Source organism: Wolbachia endosymbiont (group A) of Lypha dubia, from assembly GCF_964028575.1.
Taxonomy (GTDB): domain Bacteria; phylum Pseudomonadota; class Alphaproteobacteria; order Rickettsiales; family Anaplasmataceae; genus Wolbachia; species Wolbachia pipientis.
On record NZ_OZ034796.1, the window covers coordinates 1,072,131 to 1,089,973 of the forward strand.

12 protein-coding genes and 1 pseudogene are annotated in these 17,843 nt (G+C 34.6%); 10 read left to right on the top strand and 3 right to left on the bottom strand.

Going from position 1 to position 17,843, the window contains the following annotated elements; all coding sequences use genetic code 11:
* Positions 1 to 63 precede the first annotated feature (63 nt).
* The 3 genes and pseudogenes from ABWU72_RS05470 to ABWU72_RS05480 form a co-directional block, all read right to left on the bottom strand.
* Positions 64 to 813, bottom strand: a complete 750-nt coding sequence (locus ABWU72_RS05470; RefSeq protein ID WP_338482456.1) for an NTP transferase domain-containing protein — start codon at positions 811 to 813, stop codon at positions 64 to 66.
* 542 nt (positions 814 to 1,355) lie between these two features.
* Positions 1,356 to 3,470, bottom strand: a complete 2,115-nt coding sequence (locus ABWU72_RS05475; protein ID WP_353283938.1) for an AAA family ATPase — start codon at positions 3,468 to 3,470, stop codon at positions 1,356 to 1,358.
* Positions 3,471 to 5,728: 2,258 nt separating this feature from the next.
* Positions 5,729 to 6,722: pseudogene (locus ABWU72_RS05480) on the bottom strand (virulence RhuM family protein).
* Between the two features lie 241 nt (positions 6,723 to 6,963).
* On the opposite strand from ABWU72_RS05480, the gene ABWU72_RS05485 reads away from it, so the two are divergent.
* The 10 genes from ABWU72_RS05485 (at position 6,964) to ABWU72_RS05530 (ending at position 17,837) form a co-directional block, all read left to right on the top strand.
* The gene (locus ABWU72_RS05485; protein WP_264376397.1) at positions 6,964 to 7,401 is read left to right on the top strand and encodes a Holliday junction resolvase; all 438 of its coding nucleotides are present in this window, start codon (positions 6,964 to 6,966) and stop codon (positions 7,399 to 7,401) included.
* A 114-nt stretch (positions 7,402 to 7,515) separates the two neighbouring features.
* On the top strand, positions 7,516 to 8,721 hold the full coding sequence (locus tag ABWU72_RS05490; RefSeq protein WP_353283939.1) for a DNA modification methylase: 1,206 nt from the start codon (positions 7,516 to 7,518) through the stop codon (positions 8,719 to 8,721).
* 133 nt (positions 8,722 to 8,854) lie between these two features.
* The gene (locus tag ABWU72_RS05495; protein ID WP_155968597.1) at positions 8,855 to 10,747 is read left to right on the top strand and encodes a hypothetical protein; all 1,893 of its coding nucleotides are present in this window, start codon (positions 8,855 to 8,857) and stop codon (positions 10,745 to 10,747) included.
* 183 nt (positions 10,748 to 10,930) lie between these two features.
* A complete protein-coding gene (locus ABWU72_RS05500) occupies positions 10,931 to 11,413 on the top strand; it encodes a hypothetical protein (RefSeq protein ID WP_353283940.1) in 483 nt (160 codons plus the stop codon).
* Between the two features lie 19 nt (positions 11,414 to 11,432).
* Positions 11,433 to 12,911, top strand: a complete 1,479-nt coding sequence (locus ABWU72_RS05505) for an ankyrin repeat domain-containing protein (RefSeq protein WP_353283941.1) — start codon at positions 11,433 to 11,435, stop codon at positions 12,909 to 12,911.
* A complete protein-coding gene (locus ABWU72_RS05510) occupies positions 12,908 to 14,734 on the top strand; it encodes a phage terminase large subunit family protein (RefSeq protein WP_353284059.1) in 1,827 nt (608 codons plus the stop codon). Before ABWU72_RS05505 ends, ABWU72_RS05510 begins: the two co-directional genes overlap by 4 nt.
* Before the next feature lies 1 nt (position 14,735).
* On the top strand, positions 14,736 to 14,960 hold the full coding sequence (locus tag ABWU72_RS05515) for a gpW family head-tail joining protein (RefSeq protein WP_353283942.1): 225 nt from the start codon (positions 14,736 to 14,738) through the stop codon (positions 14,958 to 14,960).
* Positions 14,961 to 16,367 carry a phage portal protein gene (locus tag ABWU72_RS05520; protein WP_353283943.1) on the top strand — a complete coding sequence of 469 codons (1,407 nt, stop codon included), beginning with the start codon at positions 14,961 to 14,963 and terminating at the stop codon, positions 16,365 to 16,367.
* Positions 16,367 to 17,401 carry a S49 family peptidase gene (locus ABWU72_RS05525; RefSeq protein ID WP_353284060.1) on the top strand — a complete coding sequence of 345 codons (1,035 nt, stop codon included), beginning with the start codon at positions 16,367 to 16,369 and terminating at the stop codon, positions 17,399 to 17,401. Before ABWU72_RS05520 ends, ABWU72_RS05525 begins: the two co-directional genes overlap by 1 nt.
* A gap of 67 nt (positions 17,402 to 17,468) precedes the next feature.
* Positions 17,469 to 17,837 carry a head decoration protein gene (locus tag ABWU72_RS05530; protein ID WP_047759659.1) on the top strand — a complete coding sequence of 123 codons (369 nt, stop codon included), beginning with the start codon at positions 17,469 to 17,471 and terminating at the stop codon, positions 17,835 to 17,837.
* The last annotated feature ends 6 nt before the right edge of the window (positions 17,838 to 17,843 follow it).

The window sequence follows — 17,843 nt, forward strand, 5'->3', positions numbered from 1 at the left end:
AAAGGTATTATAAAACCAATATAAAACAAATGTCAACTTAAATTAATGAATAAAAAAATGTAATTATGAAAGAAAAGTTGGCTGCCTTCTTTCTTGAAAATAGTGTTCGGCTTTAATCAAATCCTCCTTATTATTTACTCCCATTGCTTCTCTTTCATCAGAAACTACATAACCTACACTCAAGTTATTGTTTGCTGCAATGGGCACTATATCATTAAGACAATATTCATTGGTCGAATTATTAAATTTTATTTCTTTTACTAAGGTAAAGAGATCTTTAGCATATGAAGCTATTATTCCAGAGTTTGCAAGAAGCATTTTATCTCCATTTTTTAGGATTTTTTGAACATTGCCGTAATTATCAATTACTAATCTTCCATATTGTTCATCTTGACTATTGAATCCAAGAAGAACTAAATTATTATACTTTAAACAATCAGTCATTTTCATAACTGTATCGCTAGATATAAAAGGAGTGTCTCCATACTGTATTAAAACTATGTCTTGATCAGATAACTCCTCCAGATTTTCTAGAGCAATTTTAACTGCAGTGCCAGTGCCTGTAATATCTTCTTGAATTATTAGTTTTATATTGTATTGATCGATTATACTTTTTAGAGTATCAAAGTTTTCTAAATCTTTTAGAAGGGAGTTGTTAACAACAATTGATAAGCTTTTTAGACTCAGCGATTTTGCATTAGAAATTATATGTTCTAAAAGAGTAAGATTTCCCACTTGGTGCAACGCTTTTGAATATTCAGAATTCATTCTACTGCTCTTTCCTGCTGCTAATATTATCAAAATGTTACTCATACATAACTCAGGAATTGATTAGGTAGTAAGTTAATTTATAATTAGTAAGATGTAAAGTCCACTTTGATTTTCTAGAGGAAAATAACTACCATCGAACAGACAAAATTCGTTAAATTAGCATCTGTAGTAATTCTTAAGTAAAATTTTAGAAAGAGACGCCCCATAGTTATAATTGAGTGTGTGCTACTTTCAAGTATGGTTTTTATTGATGAAACCTCTTAGACCACTCTGTTTGAAATAAGGTAACTACTGCTTAATTCACCAAAAAGCCTGTAATTAAGTTCTAAAGCGAGTGTGTCCAACCCAATCGATTGTATCTCTTTAGCGTCTGTAATGCCCTTTAAAATTTGAATAAAATGTACTTATACTAATTCTATTAGTATAAAATAAACTTGCACATGATTTTATCGTCATTTTTATTCATTGTAAAGAAAATTTTGTATGAAGGTTTTTTAGAAAACTCACTTGCCCCTCTTAAATGCTCTCAACATCCTGAAAATTTGAATAAAAGTAATTGCTATTTTCAGAAACTTTTTGAAAAATTACCACAAAACATCTAAATCTTTAATAGGCAAGACCGCACCATTTGCTTGTAGATAGTAATGTGTTGGCTTTATTAACTTGTGCTCTACTTTATCTCCTACTGAAACTTTAAATTCCATATCCTGCACACAAAGAAATCCATATTTAGAATTGGTCCCATATCCTGCAGCATTACGAAAGAATTTAATCTGTCCAAGAGTTGCAAGATTATTTATTCTTTCTCTAATATTGCGCTCACTGCCAAGCCCCCCTTCTCCTTCAAAACGCTTTGCAAATTGTCCAGCAGTATAAATATTACCTTGATATGCGCTACTGCGAATTAAATTCAAGATAACCTCATGTTTTCTCATCCGTTCTAAATCCAACTTTTTACTATATTGATCTCTGATTATTGGTTCTGAATTTAAAACTGAATTGTCATGTACAAATGCCCCATTTTTCCAGTAAAGTGTCATTTGCCCGTTATTGCACTGCGAATAGTTAGATTTTTTGCGCGATAAAATTCTCTCATCAGGAGAAGCATTAGCTTTATCTGGTCTAGTCAAATACCAACGAGACCTTACTGTATTATTCCATGCTGTTGAACCGCCTGTGCCAGTTTTACGTATTATTCCCGCATCAGAAGGGTGGGCAAGTAATAAAACAGCTCCTTTTATTGCTTGAGCTATTCGACCACAACAACCTTGAATAAATTGTCTCACATGAGAACGGTCGTTTTCATTTCCTCCAAATAGGTCTGCTGCTGTATCTAATATCACAAGCTTCGGCTGAAACGATTCAATATCCTCAAGTAACTCTTGAAAGTACGTAGTTAATTGACCAGTATCTTTGTTATTAAAAACCATAAGTTGATTATTGTGCCCTGCTCGTGACCATAAGCCAACATTATCCTGAAAATCAGAAGATTCCATACCTGATTGATAAAATTCATTTATTGCGCATTGCCGACGCCAAAGTTCTTCTTCATCATCTTCACAGAACACACCATATGTCTTTATTTTTTCCAGATCTATTCCAAGCCAAGGTTTACCAAAAGCAGCGGCTGTCATTAATTGTTGAGCAAGGAGAGATTTTCCAACACCACCATCACCATAAAGAGCTGTAACACTTCCTACAGGGAGCCAATCCTTAATAACCCACTTTCTTTCTGGAGGGATATTGGTCCAAACTGTAGTATCAATTCTTTTTGACTTTCTTGAAGAATAAGGGCTTTTGTTGTTAAGGATAAATTCTTCAACGTTCATTCCTTCTAGCACACTATCTGCAGCATCCCAAGATTTTGGCTTATCTTGAGGAATCTTGAGAATAGAAAGTGATGCAACTCCAAAACCAGAAAGCTTTTTTGCGGCTTCTTGAGCATAATCTTTTCCAGGATCATCGTTATCTGGCCATATAATAATGTGTTTACCTTTAAGTGGAGTCCAATCAGTTTTCTCAATAGGTGCTTTTGCTCCAAACATTGCTGTTGTTGCAGTGATCCCTTGTTCTATGAGTAGCTCAGCACATTTTTCCCCTTCTACCAATATCACTCTATCAGATTTAGTGATGCCTGGAATGTTATACAGAGGCCTGATCTCAGGTGCAGTAAAGGTAGATTTTTTAGCATCAAATGGTTGATAACTTTTTCCTGAAGCAGTATCATAACGATATTTGCTGGCAATCAACTGATTATCCTGATCGAGATAGTCCCATTGAGTTATTCTCTTTTGCTCTTTAGTAGGTCGCTTGTTACATCCTATCCATTCACTTATCGAAGAAATTACTTCAACAAATTCTATTTTAGCGTTTTTCCCATGTGCAGCTGCCCAAAGATCAATAATGTCACCACCGTCCCCAGTTGCAAAATCAATCCATAATCCGACCTTGCCATACGCTAATTCAACTTTGAGGCTTTTGCCTTTATTACCTTGTACATCACCTATCTGAAATTTGTCACCATGAAAAGTTCCTCTTGGAAATAAATAAGAAAGGCATGATCTGATGTTTAATAATAGTTGTCTTTTTATTTCTTCTACATCAAATTGTTCTAATGGTTCTAAATGTGAGACAGCGTCGTTAAAATCATAATTTAAAGTATTTTTTTCTTTGACATCAGTTAAAAAATCTTGTACCATAGGTTGAAGCTCCTTTTAAAGTTAAGTGTTTGAAAGGTTTTTGAGCAAGGCTGTATTGGTTGCGGTCTTGTTCTCTTATCATGAAGTAAAAAATGTAGTAGGTGGTTCTCTTGGCAAAGCTTGAAAAATATATTAATAAGTGAAGGAAGTCAGTTCAGGTTTACAGTAAAGGTAAGATTGAAGGCTCTTAGAGTTTTCTTTCTTTTAAGACAAAATACTCTAATATAATTCTACAATATTTTCCTCACTATGTCAACTTCCTATTAAATAATCATAATGCTTCTATTTTGTCACATTGATATATTACATATTTATAGTATGTAATATATATTATATATAAGGAAATTTGCCATTTAACATTTTGGTTAAACCTCCACATATACGCAGCTTTGGAGCCGATTGGCAATTTTGCCAAATGAAATTTTATTTGCCATTTGAAATTCTCTTAAGGTATTGATTTTCTTGTATTTCTCTTTGTAAGTTCATCTGGTTATTTGGTAGGTTTGCCAAATGATTTGCATTTTGAAGCTTACTTTAATAAGTAAATATACCTATATGCTAGAAAATTTATAACAGTTGCTTACTGCATAAACTAAGTTCACTTATTAACATAACTCAAGAGATGCTTATATTTCTGTACCATTGACTATAGTATACCGGATCCCTTATCGATCTTTCCGGAAGTGAGGGAAATTTTTCCAAAACACGTTTACTCCTTATTATAAAAACATCTGACTTTAAACTTACACTATTTCCTTACTATATATGTTCACAAAAATTCTAAAAACTGTTCACTTTTTTAAAAAATTTTGCACAACTCCGCTTTCATACTCCACTAAATGACCTACTTTTCTAACGACTAAAAATGCAGTCCGAAATATGATTTGCTCTAAAAATTTTTCATTGAAATTACAAAAATGAACAGGTAACGCAAATTCTGTAAAGGACAATGGTGGTATTGAAAATTTAGCTCTGCTCTCAACTTACACTCCTCAAAAAAATTACAAAATTTAATTTCATTTTAACTTTAAACAAAAAGGCCACCTATAAGTTGCATCTGCATTATGTTGCAAAATATACTATACTTTCCTTATGAGACACTTACATAATCAAATAAGCTATCTACTACTTTTCTTCTCCTCCATAACAGATATATACTGTAAATGTGGTTTGAAATATGAATTGCTCTAAAATTTTTTTTATTACGATTTTTCTATTAAACTTTAATAGAGCTTAACGTGTTTACAATATACCCAGGTGAGAGATTTTCCGTCTATAAGAGGTAGCCGTAAAAATGCTATATTAGTAAAACTATTAATAATAATTATTTGTGAATTAAGTACTTTAGATTCGAGATTATATAGACTTTTGGCAGTTTAAGCCATTTTAGATTGGAAAATGAAATCTCATTAAGCTGAGAAGTGGGCTACTGTAGGGGAGTTTAACATAATTTAAGGTTACAAGTCAAGCAAACTACTATAATATCATAAAAGGCTGTTCCTTGGCTGATTTTGAGTGTTTCTTAGTTTAGAGAAAAACCCTATTATTATAAATAATAAAAATAAGGTATATAATAATACCCTATTTATATTTTATATTTTTCATTCTTATTTATTCTTTAATTTTTTAACTCTTATAGATAGCTCTCTAAAAAAAAAGGATTTGAGACAGGAAACGTTAAATTCTTTTTAAAAAATTTTCTTTACAAGGCATGAAAACCGTGTTAAACTTATGTGTAAGTTTCTTTCGTGATAGTAAGATTAATTAAAATACCTTTTAGTTGAGTTTAGAGTTGTTTTATAAGCGATCTTTAATCAGGGGAGTATTTTTTTGCTTAAAAGTTGTGGCTAGCTTTAAAACATAGGTTTTCTCCTTTAGTTATTAAATTTCTGCTTTGCTTATAATATAAATGTCCTAACAATTAAATTACAATATGTATTCCGTTCAAGATTTCAGCCAATTTATTGAGTATTCCGGAAAAAGAGGATATGATTTGTTTGTTCTTTAGGCATAGGTGTCTAAAATTACAGAAATGAATCATTTTTTTCTATTGAGCTTTTTCTGCATCTAAAACTTATGTACCGCTTAAAATGGAGACAAAGATCAAAATTTATTTATTTACGTCTCTAATTTTATCTCGTATAATGGAGACAAAGATTTATGTTTTCACTATTTATTGGCAGATAGGGCTTTCTAAAGGGTGGTTCACCCCCCTTGAAATTAAAACAAAAGCAAGATGTCAAACACAGATAGCTCAACTACAAGCTGGTTTTTGTTATAGTTATTTTCTCACTTTCTTTACTTGCTTTAATTAATTCATCAAAGTCAGATTCATGTAATTTATCTTGTATAACTCTATACTTTTCGTATTCTCCTTCAGCTAGAGCTTTTGCAACTTCAGCACTCAGCATCTTTAAGTACTTCATAATCATTGAACAATAGAAATGCATCCAACTTTTCAACCCAATTCTGCATTTTCATTAGCCGATGCTTTCTTGCTTGAAGTTCTGCATAATCTAGATACATTGAGACAATGTGATTTAGTTCACTTAATTCTTTTTCAGTCAAGTAGTTTTTTGCAACACTTACATCACTCTTATGAATTTTATTACCTAGACCATCTTTCCAAGTAGTTAGTCCCATATGTGGTTTTTTATGATCAACTCGATAGCTCTGCTGCAGTCAAGCCGTAAATCGCCCAATATAATTTATTCTGTACTTTTGCATAAAATTGTTTTGTTATTTCTGAATTTGGATCATAGTCTGCAGAGCATTCAGCATAAATGTCGGTAATCTTCTGGTAAAACCTACGTTCGGATGCTCCTGATTTTTTCAAGTAATTCATTGAAGTAGTCTTTGCCAAACTTTAGGCCGTTTTTTAGCCGTTCGCTATCTAATGCAAATCCTTTGATGATGAAATCTCTCAAAATTTTTGTAGCCCATACTCTGAAAGATGTAGCCTTTTTAGAATTAACTCGATAACCAATAGCTATCCAAATTATAAAATTGTGTAGGGTACTGTTTACCATCTTCAGCAGTATTCCGGGAAATCCGGATAACTGAATCTTTATCTAACTCTTGACTAGCAAATATGTTCTGTAAATGCTCACTAATTGTTCTAATATTAACATCAAACAACTCCGCCATTCTTTTTTGTGTAAGCCAAATGTTTTCATCTCGATACAAAACATCAATTCTCACGTCTCCATCTGGAGTTGTATATAATAAAATTTCGTTTTCATTTATTATCATATCTACTCTACCTTACTTCAAGTAGCATATAGGTTATTTGTAAAAAAGACAAGCAACTGTAAAACTCTAAAAATAGAGAACTATCTACTTTATTCTTTAGCTGGTGAGCAGTTTTGAAATTATTTTAACTTTTTTTTTAGAAAATCCCGGAAAAAGTAGTAAGAAATCCGGTATATATATAATAGAAGGGCATTGTTTCAACGAGGTTAGTTTACCTCTATACGCTTCAAACACAAAGAAAATGTCAATCCTAACACTCGACCTTGGCAAGCAAACGGGCTGGGCAATTCTAACAGATGGAATAATTGAAAGTGGAAGCAAAGGCTTTCATGGTAGTCGTTTCAGTGGAGGCGGTATGTGCTTCTTAAATTTTCGTAATTGGCTTAATTCTTTGAAAGACATTTCTGCAGTGTATTTTGAGGAAGTAAGAAGACATCTAGGAACTGATGCAGCTCATTGCTATGGTGGTTTTCTTGCAGTGCTGTCTGCTTGGTGTGAAGAACATCACGTACCATACAAAGGTGTTAATGTTAAAACTATAAAACGCTTTATAGCAGGCAAAGGTAATGCAAGTAAGAGTGAAGTTATTGAAGCGATACGTGAAAAAAGTTTTTCACCTAGAGATGATAATCAAGCAGATGCTTTAGCTTTGATGTTCTATGTTATGGAAAGATATTAATAAGCTCATAAAAAGTGGGTCCTTTCGGCCATAATGGCGGGTTTGGTGGTGCTGACCTCAGGCCTTCTTTAGCGTCAGAGATATTTTGAATATTAACTTTTTAATTATTAAGATATGAATTTAGCAATCCACTACTATCCTACTCGAAATCTGGTCGAATATGAGCGTAATCCGCGTAAAAATGACGATGTAGTCAACAGAATGTGTGCTTCAATCAGGGAATTCGGCTTTCGTATACCAATAGTTGCAAAAAGCGATGGCACTGTGGTTGATGGTCATTTAAGACTGAAAGCAGCAAGAAAACTTGGTATAGAAAGTATTCCTGTGGTTTTAAGTGATAATTTAAATGAACCACAAACTAAAGCTTTTCGATTACTGGCAAATCAATCAGCTAATTGGGCAAAGTGGGATGATGATCTTTTAAAGGTAGAAATTCAAGAGCTAGAAGATTTGCAGTTTGACCTTAAAATGACAGGATTTGAATTAGAAAAAGTTCAACATTTCCTTGATGATTTAGATAGTGAAAAAGAAGATCTTTCTGACTTAGCTATTGATGACAAAAAAGTAACAAAACCAGGTGATCTTTGGATTTTAGGTGATCATCGAATCTATTGTGGTGATAGCTCTGTAGTTGAATCATATAAAGCGCTGTTAGATGATAAAATGGCAGACATTACTGTTTGTGATCCTCCATATAATGTTGATTATGGTGGTAGCCAAGATAAAAAAATATTAAACGATAATCAAGGTGAAAAGTACGAACTTTTTCTCTACGATATCTGTTCCCATATTTTAGCATATACGAAAGGTGCAATTTACATTTGCATATCATCATCAGAGTTTTCAACGTTGCAAAAAGCATTTGAAGAGGCAGGAGGAAAATGGTCAACATTTATCATTTGGGCAAAGAATCACTTTACGCTAGGCAGATCAGATTATCAAAGACAATACGAAGCAATGCTCTATGGATGGAAAAGCGGCAATAAACGTGAGTGGCATGGAGGAAGAAATCAAAGTGATCTGTGGTTTTATGATAAGCCAACGCACAATACACTACATCCAACAATGAAGCCAGTAGAGCTAATGGAAAGAGCAATAGTTAATAGCAGTAGATCAGGAGATATCGTACTTGATCCATTTAGTGGTTCTGGTAGCACATTGATTGCATGTGAGAGAACAGGAAGAATTTGTAGGACAATAGAGCTAGATTCAAAATTTGTAGATGTAACCATAAAACGTTGGCAAGTGTACACAGGTAGGGAAGCAATTCTTTCTGGTACTGGTAAAACTTTTTCAGAGATTCAAGAAGAAAAACAGTAAGAAAAAAGTGGAAAAGATAACGCAAACAGAAATTTAGTAAGCCTTGGTAGTTGTAATATTAATTTACTGGTATATACCGTATTTTAATGAGTTTAGCGTAACAAATAACTTTGGATTAAATGTGGTGTACTCAATGAATCAAGAAAAGACGTTAGCTGGAGTAGTAACGTCGCAAACAAATAATGAAGCATCGTTTTCTGAAGAAGTAGAAAATAATGTTTCAAATTCTACACTATCTGTTAAGGAGAGAATTGAATTGTTTGAAAAAGGTACGAAGCAAGAACCTGACCTGAACACTGAATGCAAACTAGCTTCTTTAAATGTGATTAGCAATAGTAGCGATAGCAGTATTACAGCAAAAATAGACGAAGCAGGTGCTGATTTTTCAGTGAGTTGTTCTTCTTTAGTATTTGATGATGGTAAAGACATAGAGGACGAATTTAATGCAGTTTGTGAGGCAAATGGAATAGAATATAACCGTCCGTATTCTCTTGATCAGTTTGAGGCAGCATCCAACACATCTTCCAACCCCAAAATAGACAATACAAAAGAAATGCAAAAAGAGGAAGAGGATAAAGAATTAGGAGATAAACCAAAGCCGTTACCTAGGAATGGAATGTTGGAGAAGGACAATATTAGAAATGTAGCTCCACCTTCACCTAGAACAGCAGAAAATCATCGGTTGAGTATTATTCAGAATATTGCACCACCAAAGCTACCACATTCTTCTTTCCAATTAAATGGAGAAAAATGTGATGAGCAAGAAGCTATAGGAGAACCTATGTATGCAACTATAGACAAAAATAAAAAATTCTCGAAAAGAGGTTTAGATGGTGAAATAAACGATCAAAGTCCGGAGATGGAAAAGTCAAATTCTGAAGAAACATCAATTAAGAAAGGATCAGAAGATATAATTGGTGAACCTGTAGATCTGAATACAAAATTTTTAAAAAAGAGTTTGGAAGGAAGTGATAGTGGAATAGACAGTAGAAGTGCAGAGATGACAAGATCAAATTCTCAAGTAACAGAAATGAGTGAGTCTTGTGGCAATCAAGGATGGGAGAATATGTCATTAAATCATGATAGTCCAGTTACACTTTCAACTAGCTCATCAGAAAAAAGTGATAATGAAGAAACCCCGTTAATTAAAAAAGAAAAGAAAACAAATAGAATTTTGCCAAGAGTAAAATATGCAGTGCAGCAGAAGGAATTTATAATTTTCGGTATAGCTGCTGTTGCACTTAGCGTTTCTGCAGCTTTGGTATATTTACAGGATAAAGCACAATTTATTGCATTTTTTGCAAACAGTGTCATCTATGTAACTATACCAATTCTAGCTGTTGCATTATTGGTTGCAATTAGTCCGATATTTTGTGGAATAAAGCAATTTAGAGATACTGAAGAGTGTCAAATAGGGGGAAAGAATGCGAATGAAACTTTGAATCAGGTGCTAAAGTATCAACCAAAAGATAAAGTAATAAAATCAGTCAAACTGGAATACGGCAATGGTACTCATTCGCATTTTACACTTAACGCTTGGGAGGGTAAGAACAACTTCATTAATATTGACGACAAAGTCATTAGTAGAAGAAATAAAGTAGAATCAGTAATCAAAGATAGGCCATTATTTACAGCATTATTAAGCAGTTTGGTTGCTGCAAATATAGTATTGCCTTTATTACTGTATGTAGAAGGTGATATTAATAGTGTACAGAAGTTTTACCAGAACGCTTTGATTAATAACGTAGGGTTATCACTACTTATAGGCTCGAGTATACTTGCACTATCAGTGATATTCCTTGGAGTACATTACTACAGAAAAACAAATTGCACAAATCTTGTATATTGTGAGGAAAGAATTGAACCAGAAAAAGTTAATGGAAAGTTCATTGAGGAAATAAAGGAAGCAAGGACAAAAGTGCTTGAAGAAAACCATAGTAAAGATGCCAAATGCAGCAGTTTAACGCTAGAGCAAGTAGTGGTTGAATCTCATAACTACAAAGATGCAATTTATAGTATTAGTTGAAAATAGCCAAATTTCACTATGTAAAAAGAAAGCAGCTATAAACCGGAGTACTTCGCTCTATATTAGTAAAATATCTCTAAGACGCCGGCAAGTATAAACAGGTAGGAAATTGCTGATACTGGCAAAACCTTTTCAGAGATTCAAGAAGAAAATTCGTAGAAACAAGAGAGAGGAGAAAAAAAAGTGAAAATCACACAAACAGAATGGGCAAGAGAGATAGGAGTATCAAAGCAATATGTCTGTTATTTAGTAAAAAAAGGAATAGTTGAGTTGGAGGATGATTTGATCAATAGAGAGCAAGCAAATGAAGCGGTAGCAGCAATAAGAGATCCAAGTCAGCCACTGAGGAGGAAAAATCCAGAAAACGAAAATACAAGTAACCTTTCCACGATGTTGCTAAAAACTCGAATAAAAAATGAAATGGAACGAGGTAAACTGCTTGAGGCAAAGGCAAAAGCTGAGATTGGTGAACTTGTAGCATTAGAGGAAGTAAAGCGCGAAGCATTTAATGTAGCAAGAGTTGTACGTAATAATTTGCTTAATATTCCGAATAGAGTTTCAGCACTGCTTGCATCACTGAGTGACACTGAAAAGATTCATATGGCGCTAACCGAAGAGATTACAAACTCATTACAAGAATTATCTAATACTAAATTTCAAATATAAAAAAGATTTTGAATATAAAATGGCTGATAACTTAAGTTTGGAGTTAATAAAGTGCCTCATCAATCAACCTGGATTAGATGTTAATGTCAGAGGGTTAAACGGAAAAACTCCACTGCATTGCGCTATAGAGTTTGATGAATTAAGCATGGTGGATCTGCTACTCACAAAAAAGAATATCAATCCTTTTGTAGAAGATAATGATGGCAAAACATCTCTTGATTACGCCAAAGAAGAGAAAAAAGCAGAAATATTACAAGCGCTAATTAATAACAAATACGGGTCAGAACAAGATAGTTTACTTCATTTAGCTGCAATGATAGGTGAAGTTAATGCAGTCAGATATTTGATAGGAAAAGGTATTGACGTTAATGTACGAAATGCTCTGCATCATACGCCATTACATCTAGCAGCAGGCATAGGACATGGAAATGTTGTTAAAATTTTAGTAAAAGAAGGAAACGCTGAAATTGATGTCTTTGATGCACGAAATCAGACACCGATGCACTATGCAGTTAATAACAAAAAGTTGGAGATAGTAAAGTTACTGCTAAAGCTAGGAGCAGATGTAAATAGCGCACGTGTAGGACAAAACTCAATGAAATTGTCGCCTGTTCATATAGCTGTAAGTAATACTAATTACGATGAAAGAGACTTATGTCTTGATATTCTCAAATGCTTAATAAGGGAGCCTAATGCTCAAGTCAATTTACAAGATTACGAAAATAAAACGCCACTACATTACGCTGAAAGACTTAAAACAATAGAGGTTTTACTAACACGAGAAGATATAGACCCTCTGGTAAAAGACGATAGCGGCAAGACACCATTTGATTACGCTAAACCTGAGATAAAGAAGGCTTTGATGAGTAATAAATACGGTTCTGAAAAGAATAGTCTACTCCATTTAGCTGCACAAAGAGGAGAAATTGAGATTGTAGAGTCTATCTTAAAAGAAGAAATTGATATTGATATTTCAAATAATAAAGGTCTATCACCGATTTACCTTGCTGCAGAAAAAAGGCATTTACATGTAGTAAAGTTATTGCTGACAAAAGGAGCAAATTATACACCTGTTCTGCACTTAGCAATCAAGTCAAATAATTTAGAGTTGCTAAAAACTTTATTTAAAGAAAAGAGCATCAAATTACCAGACGAGATAGGCAAGTCTGTACCAGTTTATTATAGGTGTATAGAACATAGAGATGCAAAAGTAAGAAAATACAACAATGTGATCTGTGTTTTTACCTCAGTAAGTGCAGTAGCAATAGCGGTATGTATAGGGTTAACAGCAACAACAATAAGCAGTGCAATCATTTTTGCAACAATAACAGGGATATTTGCGCTTATTATAGCACTAATGATAAGTGAGATGAGCAAAAGATATATAGAAAACGAATTTCAGAAAAAGATGTTTATGGAATTGGAGGAGTGTGGAGGAATAAACTCTACTGTTAACAATATTGAGATAGAACCAATTATGAGTAGATGCAGACAATGATATACGCTAGAGCTTTTTCTGAAGGTTTAAGACCAGATCCAGAGCTTAAAGTATCAGAGTGGGCGAATGAGTATCGAGTTTTAGCGCCAACTGCAGCATCAGAACCTGGTAAATGGAGAACGGAAAGAACTCCTTATTTAAAAGAAATCATGGATTCACTATCTCCGTCTTCACCTGCAGAAAAAGTAGTATTCATGAAAGGAGCGCAGATTGGAGGAACAGAAGCAGGAAATAATTGGATTGGCTATATTATAGATCAAACACCAGGTCCAATGTTAGTAGTACAGCCAACAGTTGAAATGGGAAAGCGTTGGTCAAAAGGAAGATTTGCGCCACTGATTGAAAGTACACCATGTTTAAAAAGTAAAGTAAAAGACCCAAGGTCAAGAGATTCAGGGAATACTGTACAAAGTAAGGAGTTTCCAGGTGGAATAGTAGTAATAACTGGAGCGAATAGTAGTGTAGGACTGAGATCTATGCCAGTAAAATATCTCTTTCTTGATGAAATAGATGCCTACCCAGGAGATTCAGGAGGAGAAGGAGATCCAGTACTGCTCAGTATTGCTCGAACTAATACATTTGCAAGGCGAAAGATTTTTTTAGTATCGACACCAACGATTCATGGAATAAGCAGAATTGAGAAAGAATTTGAAGCAACAGATAAGAGATATTTTTTTGTTCCCTGTCCGTATTGTAATTACTATCAAGTTCTAAAATGGTCACAAATAAAATGGGAAGATAAAAATCCAAGTACAGCACACTATATATGTATAGAATGTGGTGAAAAGATAGAAAATCATCAAAAGACAGAGATGCTTGAACGTGGAGAATGGAGAGCTACAAATCCAATGAAAGGTGAGAAAAAAGGATTTCATCTTTCAAGTCTTTATAGTCCAGTAGGCTGGTATAGCTGGACTCAAGCAGTGGAGGATTTTCTCCATGCAAAAGAAAGTGAACAATTACTAAAAGTATGGATAAATACTACGCTTGGAGAAACCTGGGTAGATAAAGGAGAAGTACCTGATTGGAAGCAATTATTTAACAGGAGAGAATTTTTTCAGATTGGCACAGTACCAAGGAGAGAAGTGGTACTTACTGCAGGAGTAGATGTCCAAAAAGATCGTCTAGAGGTGGAAGTTGTAGCATGGGGAAAAAGTCGTGAAAGTTGGTCAATAGATTACCGAGTATTTGAAGGAGATACAGGAAGTAGAGAAGTATGGGGAAAGCTTTCGGAGCTCCTCAATCATCATTTTATTGGTGAAAATGGGCTTGAATATATGATAAGTATGATGGCGGTTGATGCAGGGTATGCAACGCAGGAAGTTTACAACTGGGTGAGAAGTCATCAAGGGTCTGGAAGAGTAATGGCAGTGAAAGGTGTAAATAAAGCACTAGTGCCGCTGAGCAGCCCAAGTAGAGTAGATATAACAGTTGGAGGGCAAAAGCTGAAAAGAGGAATAAAGCTCTGGCCAGTCGGAGTATCGATATTAAAGTCAGAGCTTTTTCAATTACTTAATATTTTAAAAGAAGGTGAAGAAACACCGCCAGGGTATTGTCATTTTCCCGAGTATGCATCTGAGTATTTTAAGCAGCTAACGGCAGAGCAATTAGTCAGCAAAGTAGTAAAAGGATATACCAAACAAGAGTGGCAAAAGGTAAGAGAAAGAAATGAACTACTAGATTGCCGAATTTATGCAAGAGCAGCATCGATAGCACTGGGAATAGACAGATGGCCAGAGAGTAAATGGAATAGTTTAAGTGAAAAACCAGAAAGCAAAAAACCTAAAAAAGTGAGACAAAGCAAATGGTTGAATGAGAAGTAAGATGTACAACGAAGAGTATTTAATTCAAGTCGAAGAAGCGATAAAGAAACTACAAAACGGGGAGCGAGTGGTATCAATTGCTTATGGTGACCATGTTGTGGGGTACGGGGAAGTTCAAATAAATGATTTATTGAATTTAAGACAACGAATTAAGGCTGAGTTAAAAGTTGCAGGTATGAAGCCAAAGAGAAAGATTATTTTTTCAACCAATAAAGGAATTTTATAAATGCTGCTAAAAACCTTCAAGCAATTATTTAACAAACCAAAGATAAAAAGCTCAGCGTGGGATGCAGCAGGCTCAGGAAGAAGATTTTTTCACTTTCAACCAGAGTTAGGAAATATAAACAATTTGCTGTCTCAAAACCTTGAAACTTTACGTAGTAGATCACGTGATATGGTGAGAAAAAATCCTTACGCTGCAAATATAATTGATACGATAGTAAGTAACTCTATTGGAACAGGAATAAAACCGCAATCAAAAGCAAGAGATGGAGAATTTCGAAAGAAAGTACAAGAATTATGGCTAAGATGGACAGATGAAGCAGATAGTAACGGAGTAAGTGATTTTTATGGATTACAAGCTCTAGTATGCAGAAGTATGATAGAGGGAGGAGAATGTTTTATACGTTTAAGAACGAGAAAGCTAGAGGATAGATTTTCTGTACCACTACAACTGCAAGTACTTGAGTCTGAACATTTAGACAATAAAACAAATCAAACTTTAGCAAATGGTAATGTAATAAGAAACGGGATTGAGTTTAACAAGCTTGGGCAAAGAGAAGCATATTACTTATTTAGAGAACATCCAGGCGAAGGCTCATTTGGAGAATCAGTAAGAGTACCAGCAAATGATGTTTTACATATTTATAGACCACTAAGACCTGGGCAAATTAGAGGAGAGCCATGGCTTTCGAGTATACTGCTAAAGCTCTATGAACTTGATCAATATGATGATGCAGAATTAGTACGAAAAAAGACTGCAGCAATGTTTGCGGGATTTATTACGAGACTTGATCCAGAAGCAAATATCATGGGAGAAGGTGAAGCAAGTGAGCAAGGAGTAGCACTATCTGGCCTGGAACCTGGAACAATGCAGCTTTTAGACCCAGGAGAAGACATAAAATTTTCAGAGCCGTCAGATGTTGGAGGAAGTTATGAAGCGTTTATAAGACAGCAACTGAGGGCAATAGCAATAGGTACAGGAATAACATATGAGCAGCTAACAGGAGATTTAACAAGCGTTAATTATTCATCCATTCGGGCAGGGTTGATAGAGTTTCGCAGAAGGTGCGCAATGTTACAGCATAACGTGATAGTGTTCCAGTTTTGTAGACCTATTTGGAATAGATGGCTAGAATTAGCAGTGCTTTGTGGAGAACTGAGTATAGATGAAAAAGTAGTAAAAGCAGCGAAAGAAGAAGTAAAATGGATACCACAGGGATTTGATTGGGTGGATCCACTGAAAGACCAGCAATCGCAGCAAATGGCAGTAAGGAATGGATTTAAGAGTCGATCGGAAGTAGTATCAGAAATGGGTTACGATGTTGAAGAAATAGATCAAGAAATAGCAGAAGATCAAAAACGTGCAAATAGTCTCAACTTAATGTTTGACTCTGATTGTAAAGGATTATGATGCTCTTAGGAAAACCATTAATGCTTGAACCAAGGAGTTTTGAGCTATTGTCATTAAACAATCAAAAACATCCCACGTTTAAAAACATAAAGCACTCCATCAAAAGTAACGTAGAAAGAACTGCAATTATAGCAATACATGGAATCTTGACTAAAAAACCAGGTGCGTTTGATGAAATGCTCGGGATGACATCATATGAGCAAATAGAAGAACAAATCAAACAAGCATTAGCAGATAGTAGCATAGAGACAATTATGCTGGAAATAGATAGCCCCGGAGGAGAGGTAAACGGTATATTTGACCTAGCTGACTTTATTTATGAATCAAGAGCAAAAAAGAGGATAATAGCGATAGCAAATGATGATGCATACTCTGCTGCATATGCTATAGCTTCAAGCGCTGAGAAGGTATTTGTGAGCAGAACTTCTGGTGTTGGCAGTATTGGAGTAATAGCAAGTCATATAGATCAAAGTAGATTTGATGAAAAGCAAGGTATTAAGTACACCACAATCTTTGCTGGTAGTCGAAAGAATGATTTAAACCCACATGAGCCAATGACGTCTGAAAGTCTGGGAAGCTTACAAAAAGAAGTAGACCGACTATATGAAATGTTTTTGCAGCTAATAGCAAGGAACAGAGGTCTTTCAATTGAAAAGATTCGATCAACAGAGGCAGGGCTATATTTTGGGGAGAAAGCAGTAGAAATAGGCCTTGCAGACGGAATGACAATTCTTTCATCTATTAATAAAAACAGGAGTATTACTATGAATGAACAAATTACAAATGACCTAGAAACTGATAATTTAACCAAGTATCGTACTGAAGTTCTTGAATTAATACGTTTATGTAATTTATCGAAGATGCCAGAAAAGATAGGAGAATTTATTGAGCAAAGTGTAAGTGTTGAGCAAGCTAGGGAAGTTTTAATGGAATTACTTGCAGAGAGAACAAAGAAGACAGAGATACTGAGTGCAATACCACAGAATTCAGGAGAAGAATTGATGATGCAGGTAGCGAAAAGTCGTAGGAGTTAAAGTATTTTTATAACCGCCGTATATAGCATTGATAAAAGCGGCGGTAAGCAGTTAAGGAGAGAAATTTATGAGTTGTATAAGCGAACAAAATAATCTGGGTGACTTATTAAAGTATGAGGCATCAAGTCTATATTCAAGAGATCAGATAACAGTAGCAAAAGGGCAGAACCTAAAGCTTGGTACAGTAGTAGCTCTCGATAAAGATAGCATGGTTAAGATAATAAATCCAACTGCCACAGATGGTACACAAACAGCGATAGGTGCAGTAGTAAGTGATGTAAATGCGACAGAAAATGCTAAAGCAGTAATTATTACTCGTTGTGCAATACTAGCAGATCATGCGGTTGTGTGGCCAGCAAATATCACTGAAGAGCAGAAAGCTGCAGCAATAAAGCAACTTGAAGCACGAGGGATCATTGTCCGCAAGGGAATTTAACTAAAA

Bases quoted from the DNA above. Each gene is read 5' to 3' on its own strand.
- ABWU72_RS05515 (WP_353283942.1), top strand. From the start codon at position 14,736: ATGTACAACGAAGAGTATTTAATTCAAGTCGAAGAAGCGATAAAGAAA.
- ABWU72_RS05525 (WP_353284060.1), top strand. From the start codon at position 16,367: ATGCTCTTAGGAAAACCATTAATGCTTGAACCAAGGAGTTTTGAGCTA.
- ABWU72_RS05530 (WP_047759659.1), top strand. From the start codon at position 17,469: ATGAGTTGTATAAGCGAACAAAATAATCTGGGTGACTTATTAAAGTAT.
- ABWU72_RS05495 (WP_155968597.1), top strand. From the start codon at position 8,855: ATGAATCAAGAAAAGACGTTAGCTGGAGTAGTAACGTCGCAAACAAAT.
- ABWU72_RS05475 (WP_353283938.1), bottom strand. From the start codon at position 3,470: ATGGTACAAGATTTTTTAACTGATGTCAAAGAAAAAAATACTTTAAAT.
- ABWU72_RS05520 (WP_353283943.1), top strand. From the start codon at position 14,961: ATGCTGCTAAAAACCTTCAAGCAATTATTTAACAAACCAAAGATAAAA.
- ABWU72_RS05510 (WP_353284059.1), top strand. From the start codon at position 12,908: ATGATATACGCTAGAGCTTTTTCTGAAGGTTTAAGACCAGATCCAGAG.
- ABWU72_RS05505 (WP_353283941.1), top strand. From the start codon at position 11,433: ATGGCTGATAACTTAAGTTTGGAGTTAATAAAGTGCCTCATCAATCAA.
- ABWU72_RS05490 (WP_353283939.1), top strand. From the start codon at position 7,516: ATGAATTTAGCAATCCACTACTATCCTACTCGAAATCTGGTCGAATAT.
- ABWU72_RS05470 (WP_338482456.1), bottom strand. From the start codon at position 813: ATGAGTAACATTTTGATAATATTAGCAGCAGGAAAGAGCAGTAGAATG.
- ABWU72_RS05485 (WP_264376397.1), top strand. From the start codon at position 6,964: ATGTCAATCCTAACACTCGACCTTGGCAAGCAAACGGGCTGGGCAATT.